16 protein-coding genes and 1 pseudogene are annotated in these 15,053 nt (G+C 49.2%); 12 read left to right on the top strand and 5 right to left on the bottom strand.

Annotated elements, in window-relative coordinates; all coding sequences use genetic code 11:
* A partial coding sequence (locus tag O71_RS18485) for a proton-conducting transporter membrane subunit (RefSeq protein WP_007659984.1) occupies positions 1-1,036 on the bottom strand: 1,036 nt, incomplete at its 3' end.
* Between the two features lie 160 nt (positions 1,037-1,196).
* Here O71_RS18485 and O71_RS18480 point away from each other — a divergent pair.
* Positions 1,197-2,120, top strand: a complete 924-nt coding sequence (locus O71_RS18480) for a universal stress protein (protein WP_007659982.1) — start codon at positions 1,197-1,199, stop codon at positions 2,118-2,120.
* 53 nt (positions 2,121-2,173) lie between these two features.
* Here the strand turns inward: O71_RS18480 and O71_RS18475 are convergent, their stop codons facing one another.
* The 4 genes and pseudogenes from O71_RS18475 to O71_RS18460 all read right to left on the bottom strand — a co-directional run bounded on the left by O71_RS18475 (position 2,174) and on the right by O71_RS18460 (position 6,682).
* On the bottom strand, positions 2,174-3,502 hold the full coding sequence (locus tag O71_RS18475) for a Na+/H+ antiporter NhaA (protein ID WP_007659980.1): 1,329 nt from the start codon (positions 3,500-3,502) through the stop codon (positions 2,174-2,176).
* Between the two features lie 102 nt (positions 3,503-3,604).
* On the bottom strand, positions 3,605-4,678 hold the full coding sequence (locus tag O71_RS18470; RefSeq protein ID WP_007659978.1) for an alanine racemase: 1,074 nt from the start codon (positions 4,676-4,678) through the stop codon (positions 3,605-3,607).
* 4 nt (positions 4,679-4,682) lie between these two features.
* Positions 4,683-5,135 (bottom strand): GNAT family N-acetyltransferase, encoded by a 453-nt coding sequence (locus tag O71_RS18465; RefSeq protein ID WP_007659977.1) that lies wholly within the window; start codon positions 5,133-5,135, stop codon positions 4,683-4,685.
* Positions 5,075-6,682 (bottom strand): annotated as a pseudogene (locus O71_RS18460) (sodium:solute symporter). The gene O71_RS18465 and the pseudogene O71_RS18460 overlap by 61 nt, the downstream one beginning before the upstream one ends.
* A 458-nt stretch (positions 6,683-7,140) precedes the next feature.
* Between O71_RS18460 and O71_RS18455 the strand changes: the two are divergent.
* The 11 genes from O71_RS18455 to O71_RS26700 form a co-directional block, all read left to right on the top strand.
* Positions 7,141-7,596, top strand: a complete 456-nt coding sequence (locus tag O71_RS18455; RefSeq protein WP_007659976.1) for a hypothetical protein — start codon at positions 7,141-7,143, stop codon at positions 7,594-7,596.
* 326 nt (positions 7,597-7,922) lie between these two features.
* Positions 7,923-8,276, top strand: a complete 354-nt coding sequence (locus O71_RS18450) for a hypothetical protein (RefSeq protein WP_051017808.1) — start codon at positions 7,923-7,925, stop codon at positions 8,274-8,276.
* The gene (locus O71_RS26705; RefSeq protein WP_255345422.1) at positions 8,273-8,404 is read left to right on the top strand and encodes a hypothetical protein; all 132 of its coding nucleotides are present in this window, start codon (positions 8,273-8,275) and stop codon (positions 8,402-8,404) included. Before O71_RS18450 ends, O71_RS26705 begins: the two co-directional genes overlap by 4 nt.
* Before the next feature lie 16 nt (positions 8,405-8,420).
* On the top strand, positions 8,421-8,990 hold the full coding sequence (locus tag O71_RS18445) for a DUF4256 domain-containing protein (protein ID WP_007659975.1): 570 nt from the start codon (positions 8,421-8,423) through the stop codon (positions 8,988-8,990).
* A 137-nt stretch (positions 8,991-9,127) separates the two neighbouring features.
* Complete coding sequence (locus O71_RS18440; protein ID WP_007659974.1) at positions 9,128-9,934, top strand: hypothetical protein; 807 nt, start codon at positions 9,128-9,130, stop codon at positions 9,932-9,934.
* A 2-nt stretch (positions 9,935-9,936) separates the two neighbouring features.
* A complete protein-coding gene (locus O71_RS18435) occupies positions 9,937-10,659 on the top strand; it encodes an outer membrane beta-barrel protein (RefSeq protein WP_007659973.1) in 723 nt (240 codons plus the stop codon).
* A complete protein-coding gene (locus tag O71_RS18430; protein ID WP_007659972.1) occupies positions 10,656-11,123 on the top strand; it encodes a WD40 repeat domain-containing protein in 468 nt (155 codons plus the stop codon). The genes O71_RS18435 and O71_RS18430 overlap by 4 nt, the downstream gene beginning before the upstream one ends.
* Complete coding sequence (locus O71_RS22090; protein WP_071530905.1) at positions 11,036-11,932, top strand: WD40 repeat domain-containing protein; 897 nt, start codon at positions 11,036-11,038, stop codon at positions 11,930-11,932. The genes O71_RS18430 and O71_RS22090 overlap by 88 nt, the downstream gene beginning before the upstream one ends.
* Positions 11,933-12,491: 559 nt before the next feature.
* The gene (locus tag O71_RS18415) at positions 12,492-13,220 is read left to right on the top strand and encodes an acetolactate decarboxylase (RefSeq protein WP_007659969.1); all 729 of its coding nucleotides are present in this window, start codon (positions 12,492-12,494) and stop codon (positions 13,218-13,220) included.
* A 197-nt stretch (positions 13,221-13,417) separates the two neighbouring features.
* Positions 13,418-14,824: a DUF5686 and carboxypeptidase regulatory-like domain-containing protein gene (locus tag O71_RS18410; RefSeq protein WP_255345421.1), complete on the top strand. Its 1,407-nt coding sequence runs from the start codon at positions 13,418-13,420 to the stop codon at positions 14,822-14,824.
* Positions 14,821-15,053, top strand: a 233-nt coding sequence (locus O71_RS26700) for a DUF5686 family protein (protein ID WP_007659957.1), incomplete at its 3' end; no start/stop codon positions are given. The genes O71_RS18410 and O71_RS26700, both read left to right, overlap by 4 nt.

Here is a 15,053-nt window from a genome sequence, read left to right as displayed (position 1 = left end):
GGTCCACGTTGCCGGCCACCAGGAAGAAGGTGCCTTTGTAGAGCGCATGTGCCAGCAGAAACACTACCATTGCCTCCAGTGCAGGAGCAGTGCCGATACCTGTCATGGTCACCAGCAGACCCAGTGCGCTGATGGTGGTGTAGGCAAGAATCGCTTTGAGATCAACATGCTGGGTGGCGAGCAGGGCACCAAGTATGGTCGTGATGCCACCGATCAGCATTAAGGTATACTGCCATTCGTCTGTGCCTCCCATGACGGGGGTAAGTCGGGCCAGCAGGTATACGCCCGCTTTCACCATCGTGGCTGAGTGCAGGTAGGCACTGACAGGTGTGGGCGCCGCCATGGCATTAGGTAGCCAGAAGTGAAATGGAAACTGGGCCGACTTGGTAAAAGCACCCAGCAGGATCAGCACGAGTGCCGGCAGGTATAGCGCATGCTGTGTCACCACATGCCCCCGCTCCAGCAGTTCGCTCAGCGTATAGGTTTCGCCAGCCATGCCTACCAGGATCAGGCCAGCCATTAGGGCCAGTCCCCCAAGTCCGGTAACCAGGAGTGCCTGCAGGGCTGAGCTGCGGGACGTTTCCTTGTCATGCCCGAAGCCGATAAGCAGGTAAGAGCTGATACTGGTTAGTTCCCAGAAAATGAAGAGCGAGATGATATTGCCTGCGAGTACCAGTCCCAGCATTGCCGTCATGAACAGCGTCAGGTACAGGTAGAAACGCCCAAGCAGGGGATGACCTTTCAGGTAGCCGCCCGCGTATATCATAATGAGTGTACCGAAGCCCGTGATCAGCAGGGCAAAGAGCAGGCTGAGTCCGTCCAGAAAGAAGTGCAGGTTGATGTTGAGAGAGGGAGCCCATTGTTGCACTTCGCCTAAATTGTTGCCTCCCAGCACGGCAGGAGCCAGTGTGAGCAGGTATATAAAAATAGATAAGGGCAGCAGGGCCATGGGCACGTATACCCATTTGCCGAGCCAGCGATAAAGCATAGGCGCGGCAAATGCCAACAGGAAACCTGCGAGTATAGCTAAAAACATCAAAAATGCTTAGTTTGTAAATGTATCCTTGTTAATTTCGTAGCTGATTTAACACTTAGTACCAATCTGCGCATTTATTGTTACGTCAGGGTCGAAATTGAGAGGGAGAGCAGGAAAAGGACAAGCGCAGCAAACGATAACCCAAAACCAAAACATCATCATGAACACGCTGAAACGTATTATGGTGGGGCTCGACCTGACGGAAATGGACGATACCCTAATCTCCTACACCGCATTTCTTTGCTCCATTTCTGAAATAGAGAAAGTATACTTTATCCACGCCGAGAAAAGCCTTGATATACCTGCAGAGGTGCTGAAGGGAATTCCGAACGGCATGGCTGCCGATGAGAAAATCCGTGTGGCCATGGAGGAGAAGATTTACAGTTACTTCGGACCGGAGCAACGATCGAAAGTAGAAGTGCAGGTAGTGGAGGGATCTCCGCTGAAGGAGCTGTTGCACTGGTCGAAAGAAAAGCAGATCGACATGGTAGTCGTAGGCCGCAAGTTCCATTTGCGCGGAAGTGGCGTACTGGCCCAGAAGATCCTGCGCAGTGGCCGCGTGAGCGTACTGTTCGTGCCCGAGAATGAAGATCCGATCCTGAACCACATCATGGTCAGTGTTGACTTTTCTGAATACTCCTTGATGGCGCTCGACCGCATCCTGCACTCAGCGCTTACAAGACCGGAAGTGCGCATTACCTGTCTGCATGTTTACGAAGTGCCAACCGGCTACATTACGCTGGGCATCAGCTACGAGGACTTTGACGAGCGCATGAAAGGCTTTGCCCGCGACAAGTTTGAGCAGGTACTGGCCCGTTTCCCTGAGCTGCGTGACCGTGCCACACTGCGACTTGTGAAGCAGGAAAACGAGGATGATGTAGGTGAACTGATCGTAGTGGAGGCAAAGCGCGCCAGAGCCGACATGCTGGTGATTGGCGCCAAAGGAAAGTCAGCCGCCGCTCTCTTTGTGCTGGGCAGCGTGACAGAGAAAATCCTGCGCCACAACGACGACATGCCTATGATTGTCTATAAAAAGGAAAAAGAAGAGCTTGGTTTCCTGGATGCTCTCCTGGGCAACGATTAATAACTGCTTATACCTGCTTCTAAAGCAGAAACACTATAGCGTTTAAAGACCTGCTATACCTTAGGGTGTGGCAGGTCTTTTTGCTTGCCAGCTACTGACAATACCAACATTCCGAACACACCAGCCAGTGCTGAGGCAGCATAAATACTGATCTTCACAAGCGTGAGCTGCTCCGGGATAGCAAAAGCCTGCTGCGCCTGGAAAAGCGACAGTATAAAACCAGCACCCAGCAGCAAAGCGCCGCCAGTCAGTTGTCCCCAGTGCAGCCCGGGAGGTTTATGTGCTACACCTGTGAGTGAAAGCAGCCAGACAAAAAGCAGTACACCGATTGGTTTGCCGAGGACCAGGGCGAGGAATACACCCATGGGTACGGGGCCAAGCAAGTCACGCCAGGCAAAGCTGTTATAAGCGAAGGGCACAAAAGCCAGCGCAAAAAGGGGCATTGCCAGGTAGGAAGCCCAGGGCAGGAGCCTTTGCTGCAAACGCCGCAGCGGTGACAGGGCTTTTGTGCAGTTAGCCCGCAGGGTATGAACAGCCGCCTGAAAATCTTCCTCCATCTCTTCGCCGGGTTCCGGGCGCTTCATCATGCGCAGGGCATGGAGCTGCCCCATTACGGTATCAGTGGAGGTTACAAAGTCTTCTTCTCTCACCCGCGAGTGGATAGGTATGACCAGCGCCAGCAATACACCTGCTACGGCCCCCTGCACACCTGCCAGCAGAAAACTCACCAGCATGACAAGGCCCAGCAAAAGGTATAGCCACATGGTACGGTTGCGAAGCGCCCGTAGCACCACGAGCAGGCCAAACACACCGGTGGCAACCGAAAGGGCCAGCAGGTTTTGGATGGAGGTATAAAGCACCTGACTAAGCAACAAACTGCCTATACCTTGCATGATCGCGGTGGACGACAGAAACGCACGCAGGGAAAGCGGCAATGAATTACTTGCCAGCGCCAACAGTGCCAGAACTGCCGCCGCATCGGCAGTGGCCACTACCGGCCAGCCTGCCTGCGCAGCAGGGGGAACCAGGTATAGGTAGATCGCAACTGGGATAAGCATACCTCCCAAAGCGGCTGCCAGGGCAAAAATCATGGAAGTCCGTTCCTTCAGCTTACCCACTCGCAGCACACGTTTCAGTTCCATGCCAAGTATGAGGTAGACCAGGGGCAACAAAACCTGCTGCACCCAAGAGCCGATCGGCTTGGCTATAGTGTAGGTCCCATATGAAATGGTCAGCGGATTTTCCCACAGGTATAGCCAGGAGGCGCCCCAGGGAGAGTTGAGCCAGGACAGAGCCAGAAGCGCAACAACCAGTGTCAGGGTACCTCCACGCACCAGCACCTGTTCGAACTTTTCGAAGGAGTAGGTTATGCGAGTGAGCAAAGTGGGTTCAGCAGCCAAGGTATAAAGGAATAGCGATATTCATATTCACCTTAGAGACGTAGCAAGTCCTGAAAGGTTTTGGAGCTGCTATACCTTAATCTGCTATTCTACCACTTCTTTGGCGATATAGCGGGAGTTCATGATGCTGAGTGCCCCCATGTACTTCAGGTTAAAGTTCAGCACATCGCCCACCTTGTAATTCTGTTCGTTTACGCCGAGCTCCACCACCAGCATGTCAGAGCTGGCACCCACTACGCTCATACCATCGTCTTTGGGTATAAGATACTTCGGGTTGATGTCCAGCAGTCCCACATCCAGGATGGCACGGTGTGAGGTTTTGCCATAGAGACTCTCGTCAATTTCAAAACTCTCGCCACTTGGGTTCTCCGCCAGCATACCGATCGGGATCATGGGCTTTTCGTTCAGCTCGATGATCTCGGCGCTAAGCTCAAACACATCGTCGTGCATGCCTTCAAAGGTTTCGCCGGTAAACAGGTTGAGTCCGAAAAACAAGGCCTCTCCAATCCGGAAATGGTTGATGCCCTTTGGCATCTGATGGTTGAAGAGCAGCGGAATGGTTACCGAGGTTCCACCCGACACCCAGGGGATTTCAATGTTGAACTTCGCTTCGATGATTTGCTTGTACAGGCTCAGCTGAATCAGTTTGTCCTGTGTGGGCATCACGCCGTGGAGGCAGTTGAAGTTGGCACCAAGCCCGATGACGGAGATGCCGGGCAGGTTGAAGATCTGCTCGTAGAAATCCACCAGGTCATCACCCATCACACCTTCCCGCAGGTCACCCATCTCAATCATGATGATGACCTTATGCGTTCTGTTCTGCCGCTCAGCCTCTTCAGACAGCAGCCGGATAATGTCGAGCTCTGTCTCAAAGCTCACGTCGGCATATTTGATAATGTCGGGAATGCTTTGCTTCGGTGCGGGTTTGATGTATACGGTTTGCACATCGGGTGCCATGTTCTTGATTGCGATCAGGTTGGTCACCCTGGAGTCGTGCACCTCCTTTACGCCGAGGGCAAGCACCTCCTTCAGGAAAGTCTCTTCGCCGCAAAGCAGCTTGGTGACGATGCCCCAGTCGATGTTCCTTTCGCGGAGCACCCGGTCGATGTGGTTGTAATTGTGTCTGAGTTTGGAGCGGCACAGTTTTAAGACTGCCATTGTATTATCTGATAAGTCTGTATTCTAAATATTTGTTGGTGAAGCCCATTTTTTCGTAAAGGTGGCGAGCCGGATTGTCGGGCTCCACATGCAGCGCGATGCTGCCATCGGCAGTTTCGGAGGCCAGCTGCACCAGTTTCTTGCCAACGCCTTTGCCACGCTGGTTGCCATGCACGGCTACGTATACGAGTATGTTCTCCGGTATATACCCGCTCATGCCGGTATTGTTCAGAATCAGCGCCCCCACTACCTTGCCAGCTTCACGGGCTACGATCACCGATCCGCCTTTGCCCTCTGCATCCGAAAGCGCATAGTCCATGCACTTGGCGATGTCTTCGCGGGCGTCGCCGTACTGGTCTAGGTGCTCAAAGAGGAAGTCAAGTACCTCGTCGCGTTTTAGTTGCTGGTGATTGGTAGGGGTGTGGATCTCGTATTGGACGGAGTTGTTTTCTGCCATTTTTCTTTTCCAGTTTTATTGGGGTATAGTATAGTTAACGTAATGTAAAGCACAAGGGAAGCCGTGAGGCCAAATAAATTGGGGTCGAGGCCATAAGGCAAGCCAAAGCTCAGGTCGAGCCACGGCATGTGTACGATGCCTTCGGCATTCATGGTTACCTGCAGCAGGATGGTGGTAAAGCCACCCACCAGCATCGCCCAGAATGCAGCCACACTGCTGCGGCGACTTCCAAAACAAAGCCCCGATGATCGGCACAAACAGGCCCGACACCATGAAAGCGTAGGAGTAGAGCATCAGATCGAGCACGTTGGTCATGGTAGTAGCCAGCCAAAGCGCAAAGGCTCCCACCAGCAGTGTGGTCAGTTGCGACAGGCGTAGCATCCTGGGTGAATCCGGGTCAAACTTCGTGAAATGGCCGATTACATCGGTTACAATGTTTCCCGACGAAGCCATCAGGCAGCTGTCGGCTGTTGACAGAATCGCTGAGAAATAAGCCGAGAGCATCAATCCCATCAGGCCAACCGGTAGTACCGAACGCAGGAGCATCGGCAATCCTGATTCAGGATCTACATCCGCGCCCACTCCAAGTGCCTCAAACATACCTTGTTCCGCAGCCACGCGTGCCAGTATACCCAGCTCACGCCCATAAAGGCCATGATCGGCCACTCAAACAAACCTGCCAGGTACCAGGCACGTTTAGCCGTTTTCTCGTCGCGGCAGGCGTATATGCGTTGGTAGAGGGTCATGCCCACAAACCAGATCGGGATAATGGTAATGGCCCAGTTCACGATCTGCTGCCAAGTGATGTTAGTCAGCGTCAGAAATTCTGCTGGCAGGGTGCTGCGGATGGCTTCCATGCTGCGACCCGACTGCGCCGATATCCAGGCAAAATCTGTGAGCTGCCCAAAGCCGATCTGTTCCACACCGCCTCCGACTGCCAGAAAGGAAACAGGTATACCGATGAAGATGAGTCCGCCCATCAGGATCGCCCACTGCACAGTATCGGTATAGATCACTGCTTTGAGGCCTCCCATCACGGTATAGACCACTGCTATGATGCCCATGATCAGCAGGGCCGTGTTGAGGTCGAGGTTAGCGAATGTGCCACTTGCCAGCTTTGCTCCGGCCAGTATTTGGGAACTGGTAAAGCCGGTATAGCCAATGGCCGAGATGATGCCCGCCAGCAGCGCCACACGAGCATTGAAGTAGTGCCCGAATATCTGGGGGAAGGTGAGAAATTTGTCAAAAGCAAGATTGCGCTTGACCTTAGGTATAAGAAAAACTGCCGCCAGCCAGGCACCGAGCAGTCCTGTGAACAGCATCCAGGCACCTGAAAGGCCCATCACAAAACCTAGTCCGCCCAAGCCGATGGAGAAGCCGCCGCCCACATCCGTTGCCACTACAGACAGACCAATGTGTCCGCTGCCCATGCCTCTGCCACCCACATAATAATCGTCTGCACCCTGGTTCTTTTTGAGGAAGTAAAATCCAACGCCCAACATGGCCAGCATGTAGAGCACAAAAATGGTGAGATCAAGTATGTGCATGTATTAGAATAGTATAAGTTTAAGTATGGACTATAAGTATCGCTGATTATGAATATACTCAAAATTCTGCTGAAAAGCTTGTTTTAGTAGCTAAAAGTAGTCTTAAGGGCGAGGATTAGCTAAAATGATGTGTGGTTTTTGTACAAATTGTTTAAAGATGCGTGTCAGGAAAAGCGTGAGTAAAAAAGAAATGAAAGGGTGAATTTTGTTAGGATAATAATATTTAGGAGGAGCTGCTGATGTGGGTAGTAGGGCTAGTGATACAGGCTATCAAAAGAAGGAGGTTTAACTATAATTATTGTAAATACTGGAGTAAAATTTCAAGGAATTGTTTATATTGGGTAGGTGCTATATATATGTGAGGTAGGTTTTGGTGGCAAAGAGGTAGGTGGAATTCACCAGGTATAGTGCAGCTAGTAGGAGTAGGTATTCCTGCTATTCTCTAGTTGGCAATAATTATGAATGACAGAAAACTAAAAAAAACCATAGGATTTATTTCCGCCTTATTGTTAATCAGCTTGCTTGTGAAGTTGGTTGACGTACCAGGTGGAATGATTCTTTCTGGTTTAGTTTTAGGAAGTATGCTTATAGTTGCCATTGTTTTAGGATGTTTGATTGTTGCTGGCGTCCTAAGGTTGTTAATAAAAAAATATTCCTTTTTTACTCTGTTTTCAGTTGCTTCAGCAGTATCTTTTTTGATATTCCACTACCAGTTATACTCTCCGACATTGAAGATTACTATCCCAAAGGGCTATAATGGTGAAGTGACTCTTGTTTTGTCAGATGTTGATGACAACATACTAATAGTTGATAGCAACGGAATAGGCTATATTAACCAATGGACCTTCGATAAAACCTATACGGAGCTATCGTTGTTGATACTGACGGTAATAATGTTAACAAACGCCTTGTAGGTTTTAACCCCTCAACCTTTTGGGCTAAGGGAAAGACTTGTTGCATTCAAGGTAAAGAGATTCATACAAAAAGTTTTGAAGTTGTGCCAGTCGAAAAGGCTGGGGTAAAACAATATTACTCAAAGGATTTAACAGTGTTAATTGACACGGCTTTGGTACTTACTATAGAACCCGACAAGTATACAAGAGTACAGACTGAAGCTTTCGAAACTGATATAAATCAAAAATAACTTTTGCCAACAAAACCTAAACAACAGTCTTAGCCGACGGCTTCGTCCGTTGTTTAGCAGAGCCGTTCCCAAAAAACCCATCCAACACCAAACCATATGAAGCTAAAACTCTATCTCATTCCCATCGCTTTTCTGGCAATCTCTTGCAGTACATCCAAAAATACCGGCTCCACTTCAAATATTACCTCCGCTAAAGGGATGGTTGACTACGGAAGTCCGATGCACCAGCAAAAGCTATTGGATGAAACTACTTTCGTGATAGCAGAAGTCAGCGAGGACAAAACCTACGGCTATGACACCAAAAATCCGATCATGGTCGGAGGTGCTGATAAGTCGGAGGGACCGCTTAATGAAAGACGATTCCTGAACGCCTTGGCAGGTCCTAATGGGGAACCCATCAGTTATCACCGGCTTGGGAGCTGCTGTAGTTTTCAGTCGAAAAACGGATGATGGGCGGTGGCCTGCTCGACAAGTATAGCATCACCTACGAAGGTCTGGCAGAGCCTATCATTCTTTACATCAACATGTATGACTCTGACAAACTAAAGGTACCGGTTGGTTTTACCTTGAAGCAATAAGTTTAATTGAGTGAATATGACCACAGTAACTACAAAAGTCTTATCTGCAGCACAGCAGGAAGAATTACTCAGCACTCTGAAAGCTCGCTTTGAAAAGAACATGCAGCGCCATGCAGGTATAGCCTGGACGGATGTGCTAGCGAGACTAGAGGCGAACCCTGCTAAACTATGGTCGCTTCACGAAATGGAGCGCACTGGCGGTGAGCCGGATGTGGTAGGGCATGATCAGCAGACAGGAGAATACATCCTTTACGACTGCGCAGCAGAGAGCCCCAAAGGACGCCGAAGCGTGTGCTACGACCGTGAAGGACTTGAGTCCAGAAAAGAGCACCGGCCAGAAAACAATGCCGTGGATATGGCAGCTGAAATGGGCATAGCGCTATTGACGGAAGAAGAGTATCGGGAGCTGCAGAAGCTCGGCAGGTTCGATCAGAAAACTTCGAGCTGGATCAGAACACCGGCTGATATCCGTCAGCTCGGCGGTGCACTCTTTGCCGATTTCCGATACGGGAATGTGTTTGTCTACCACAACGGGGCACAATCCTACTATGCTGCAAGAGCATTCCGGGGCTCCCTAAGGGTTTAATAAGAAAATTCGATATTGGAGCTTTGACCTGCCCATTCCGGAAAATACTCGCTATGGCTATCTATTTTTTTAACTACTTCAACGATAATGCAAACTTATTATTACGCTCAATGAAGATCAGATCAAGTCTAACCTTAATGCTGGCAGTTATTCTTGCAGGCTGTCAGCTCAGTCAGGAAGCAGACCCTGTAGAAGAAGAAGATAACTTGCTGGTTGTCGATTGGAAGGGCCGGAAAAGCGACACGCATGGAAAGGAAAAAGCCATGGTATACCTCTACGATTCTGAGGAGGCCTGGCGCACACCTTATGCAACACCTGTAGCATCAGCGAGTCTGTCCGACATAAGGCCCAAGAATGGAGGCACTATCACTCCCGTAAATTCAGCGACCTTCAAAAACCTGGCTCCCCAGAAATACTGGATCAAAATTATTAATGCCTACAACCATAATGCTTTAATTGAGCACAACCAGAACCTTCCCTACATTCTGGAAACGCCCCTGCACAAAGGGACTATAACTTCAACAGCTGTTGAAACCGAAGCAGAGACACTGCTGGAATACAGGCTTAAAAAACTGACAATAAATGCTTTGCCTGAGATAAAGGCCAACCCGGGTAAGCGTGTAAAAGTTATTTTCAAAAAGTTTTATCCCAGCGGGTATGCCGGGCCACTTCCTACCACTTATTACGAGCAAGTGGTGTCTACAAATGATTTTCCGCTCAGCATAAACCTAAACGTGCCCATCAGAGAGTTTAATTCATGGTGGTGGCATCCCTACTTTTACATTTACTTAGAAACGGTTGATTTTCAAATTTACAGATCGGCGGAGCTAAATGTATTTAATCTAATCAATAGCAATGGAGGAATGTACGATCGCCTGCATTACAAAGACCAGAACAATGAGCTGGTGTACACTATAAATGGAGATTGGATCATAAAAGAATAACCATGAAGAAATTTTTAGGAGCCTTTATGGTGCCGTTTCTCCTGCTGCTTTGCAACCAGGTTCAAGGTCAGCATATTCACCAGTTAGAAGTTAAGATAGGCGGTGGACTTGCAGCAGCTGCTGAAAGCCACAGCTTTGACAGCAAAGGGTTTACTATTTCACAGAAAGCCGAGCGGGAAGGTTACTTCTTTTCAGCAAGTGTCGGGACAAATAAACTGCTGAAGGTGGTAGAGACTAGCTATAGCCTGCGCTACCTTACTTTCGATGATACACAACTGCAATACACCAGCCCCGGAGCCGATATAACCTCTCCCTTGCAGCAACTGAGTGCAATACAGCATTACGTGGGCGCTACCTATTACCCGTTCACAAATTATAACAGCCGTTTTTCTCCGTTTGTATATGCTGGCCTGGGGTATAACGTGCTGCAGTTTAGCCAGGAGAAAGGTGACGTAATTGCCAGTACTCCCGCCAAAGGAGATGTACTTCCAACCGTGGTAACATGGAATTTACCCGCTGCTAAAAGTACATTGGGCGCATTAGGCTACGAGGCCGCGATCGGGTTAAAGTATCTGGATTCAGAAAAATTTGGTGTCTTTGTGCAGCTACGGTACAATCAGATACATCAGAGCAAGACAGACAGGTTGGCTGATAAGCTAAACATGCTGCAGGTGAGGGTGGTTTTATTTGGAGAACACTTAAACAAAAGAGGGCTTTTTAGATGAAGAAGATATTTCTGGCAGCAGCTTTTTTACCCGCCCTGGCTACAAACGCGCAAAATCAGACGCTAAAGCCATTCGACCTACAGGGGAAGGTGGTGCACAGTATTGATTATTCTCCTGACGGATTGTTGCTGGCCGGTGCCTATGATAATAACATACAGCTGTGGCAGCTGGGCAAAGACAGCAGCAGTTTTAAGCTTTCCGATACTGTCGGACCAGTTACGGACCTGGACTTCTCAAATGATAGCAGACACTTGCTTGCCGCGCACGGCAACAGCGCAAAGATCTGGGATGTAGAAAAGAGAGAAGTGATCCGCACTTTCGAGCAAAAGGGTGCTCTGTTGGCAGTTGCCTATAGCCTGATAGCAGATATGTGGCTTTGGGAGGAAGAGACAGAAAAGTGCAGGTATGGCAAGCTGATTCAGGTGAACTACTCCATACTTTCGAAGTACATGGTAAAGAAATAACAGATCTGACGTTCAGCCTCGACGGTGGCCTGCTGGTTTCTGCCAGTGCCGATAAAACTATTAAAGTATGGGATCTGCAGGCGAAGAAACTTCTGAAGACACTCAAAGGACACAAAGACTGGGTAAAAGCGCTTGCCCTGAGCAAAGACAGCACCCAACTTGTCAGCGCTGGTTTTGACGGTTGGATACTCCTTTGGAACTTGCCTGATAAAGAAGCAACAGCTTACACTGCCAAGTTAAAACACCCGCATTCCAACTGGGTATCTGCACTGGATATCAGTAACAACAACGTTCTGGTAAGTGTGGGCCATGACTACAGAATAGCGTTGTATAACCTTAACGTTCAGGCTGATAAAAAAGGACCGCATTACTTTCAGGAAAAAATGTTCCGTCTGATTGAGCAACAGCCAAATGCTGTGCGCTTTAATCCTGGCACGCTTCAGTTAGCTGTAGCCACATTAGGTAATGGTATTTATTACGATGACTATTTCCAGCTTAAAGTAAAGACTGCTCACGAATTCAAAATCATTTCGATTGACGGGGAGGGAGTTGGTGATGTCTTTACTGCTGTCGGTAACACGGCCACTCTGAGCGCCATGGTGACCCGCCCGGAAGAGGTAAAGAAAATCAGCATAACAAATGAGAAGACAAAGGAGGTGCAGGAGTACACAGATCCTGTTAGCGCTGAATTTACCTTTGAGGTAAAGCTGCCAGAGCAAAGTAATGCCTTTCAGGTGGTGATTGAAGACAAAGACAAAAATATAAGTCCGGTAAAGTATTTTTTCAAATTAGAGACTACTGTCCAATAGCTCTTTGCACGCAAAAGCACCATTACGGTCGCCCTATGTTCGGGAACTACGAATCTGTATTGTTATACCTTTCAAAATATGATAAGGACAACAAGCTCTACCATCAAAAATATCAATACGACCCAGTTAAGAAGCACGACAACGGAAACCGGACAGGGTTGAATGAGGAAAGTATAGCGGAGCTGTTTGAGAAAAAGAAGAACGAAGTGTTTAAAGCTCGTGGGATATTTAATTGAACATCATCTATGGCCAACCATACAAATCTATGAGACAAATTTACCTGTTATTCACTCTGCCTTGCCCTGCTTTTATTTGCCCTTCCTGCTCAGGCACAAGACTGCAACTGCACTGATGCCTTTGAGCAGACCGTGCAGAATTATGAGAAGAATTACTACCTGTTTCGCCTGAAAGTAACTGATAAGAATCAGGAGATCTACAAAGCGCACACGTTCGAGTTCGTGAATTTTAACAACTGGGCCAAGGCCAGAACTCAGCGGAGGTTTAACTGAAGCTTTCTTATTATCTTGCACGTCAATCCCTGATCTAAATAATGAAGCCCTTGAAATCTGTAAAAATCACCCTGGCACTGGCTTCACTCATGCTGAGCAGCTGTGCCTCCGAACCGACGCAACAAACTGCCACAACCCCGCAAGAGGTGCAGGTCGTAGGTGCCATGCGCAACGTGATGTGGAAAGGAGAACTGGCCGGTACGATTGACCTGGATACCATTTCACAAAAAGAGCATCTGGTGGGGCTGGGGCCTGTAGAGTACCTGGCTGGTGAATTGATGATCCTGGATGGCAGAGCTTATAAATCGGTGGTGACCAGCGACACGAAAATGCAGGTTGAAGAGACCTTTTCCGCCAAGGCTCCCTTTTTTGTCTATACCCATGTGCCGGGCTGGAGTGAACAAGTACTACCCGATTCCATTCGCACCTTGCAGCAGCTGGAGCTATACCTGGATAATGTGACGCAAACCAGCAAACGGCCTTTTGCATTTAAAATAAGCGGAGAGGTAGAGCAGGCTATTATCCATATCGTCAACCTGCCGGCAGGTTCTACTGTCAGCTCACCCGACGAGGCTCACGAGGGGCAGGTGAACTATACCTTAGCTGATGAACAGGTAGAGATCCTGGGCTTTTTCTCGACCGAACACAAAGCGGTATTTACCCATCACGACACTTTTATGCACCTGCACCTGATCACCAAAGACCGCTCTAAAATGGGGCACCTGGATTCAGTGGCATTCAAGCCCGGTACACTGAAGCTATACCTGCCTACAGAATAGACCAAAGCTCTTCGATTCAACCCTTCATAACAGCTGCTATACCTGAGCACTAATACCAGGTATAGCAGCTGTTTTTTTTATGGGGGTTTCCTCAATTTTTTCAGAATAACATGCAACGGATGGAGGTTAAATTGCATCTTAACTATATATTGCGGTAAGTATTCTTTTATACGCTGCTTCTACCTTTATCCCTTTTTATGAAGACTAACTTTACGCCCTATCTGTGCTGTTTGCTTACCTTCTTACTGTTGCTGTCACAGCTTTCGCTTTCTGCCCAGGGTATACGCGGCAGCATCAAAAACCAGACGGGCGAGGCGCTGCCTTTTGCCTCGGTCTACATCACCAACCTCAACAACGGCTCCTCGAGTAACGCCAATGGCGATTTTGAGATCAAGCTTCCGGCAGGTAAGCACACGGTGGTGGTCAAGTACATCGGCTACGAAGCGCAGCAGGTGGAGGTCGAGATCACGGATAAGTGGGTACAGCGGGACTTTCGACTGGGTGAGCAGTCCTTCGCGCTGAAAGAGGTGCAGGTGAAAGGCAAAGGGGAGGACCCGGCTTACACCATCATGCGCAAGGCCATCGCCAAGAAGAAATACCACCTGCTGCAGTACGACAGTTACATGATGAAGGTATACGTGAAAGGCACCGGCGAACTAACCAATGCCCCCTTCTTTCTGAAGAATAAGCTCAAAGAAGAAGGAGTGAAACTGAACGAGGCTTATACGGTGGAGTCGGTGAGTGAGATCAAGTTTGCGCAGCCGAACAAGTTTGAGGAAAAGGTGATCTCTATCCGAACTTCCGGCGACAACAAGGGCACCATTTCGCCGATGTCGTTTGTGAGTGCGAGTTTCTATGATGATAAAGTAGTAGAGATGGTTTCACCGCTGTCACGTTCTGCTTTCGCCTATTACAAGTTTCAGTACGAGGGTAGTTTTCAGGAAGGCAACATCGACGTGAACAAGATTAAAGTAACCCCACGCTCCCGCGGCGACAATGTATTCGAGGGTTACATCTATATCATCGAGGGCTACTGGGCCATACACAGTCTCGACCTCAAAACCAGCATGATGGGTTTCCCGATCAAGGTGAAGCAAAACTATGCCGAAGTGGCTCCGACTGTCTGGATGCCGACCACACACCAGTTCCATTTCTCGGGCAAAGTGATGGGCTTCGGAGGAGAGTTCCGCTACCTGGCCTCCATCTCTGATTACCAGGTGGTGCTCAACAAAAAACTGGTGGCGCCAAAAGAGATCATTGACGAAAAAGTAGAGGAGGTGCCGGTGGCGATTGCCGCCATTAAAGCGACAGGCAAAAACCAGAACCTGGAGGCACTGGCCAACCAGGACAAGCTGACCCGCAAACAGTTCCGACAGCTGATTGTGGAGCAGGAGAAGGAGGCATTGAAGGAGCGCAAAGACCCGGAAGTGGTATCGGAGCGGAGGTATACAGTTGACAAGCTGGCTACCAAGCGAGACTCTGCCTACTGGGATTCCGTGCGCCCGGTACCCTTGAGTGATAAGGAACTCAGAGGCTATCAGCGCGACGACTCCCTGGCACAGATCAGGTCGGCCGAGCTGACGGCAAGGATTCCACCAAAGTGATCAAGAAGCGGAAATTCAAGCCGCTGGACCTCGTGACAGGTGGAGGTTACAGGCTTTCACCGCGTACTCGCCTCAACATTGACCCGACGTTCACCAACGTGTACTACAACACCGTGGAGGGTTGGAATGTGAACCTAAGCGGCAAGCTGCGTCACCAGTACGATAGTTTGCGCCGCAGCTTTGAGGTGACACCAACGCTCCGGTATGGTTTCGACAGCGAAACGTTCTA

The organism is Pontibacter sp. BAB1700 (genome assembly GCF_000277005.1).
In the GTDB taxonomy this organism is placed as follows: Bacteria; Bacteroidota; Bacteroidia; order Cytophagales; family Hymenobacteraceae; genus Pontibacter; species Pontibacter lucknowensis.
The sequence above is the reverse complement of the archived record's forward strand: the minus strand, read 5'-3'. Positions and strand labels throughout refer to the sequence as shown.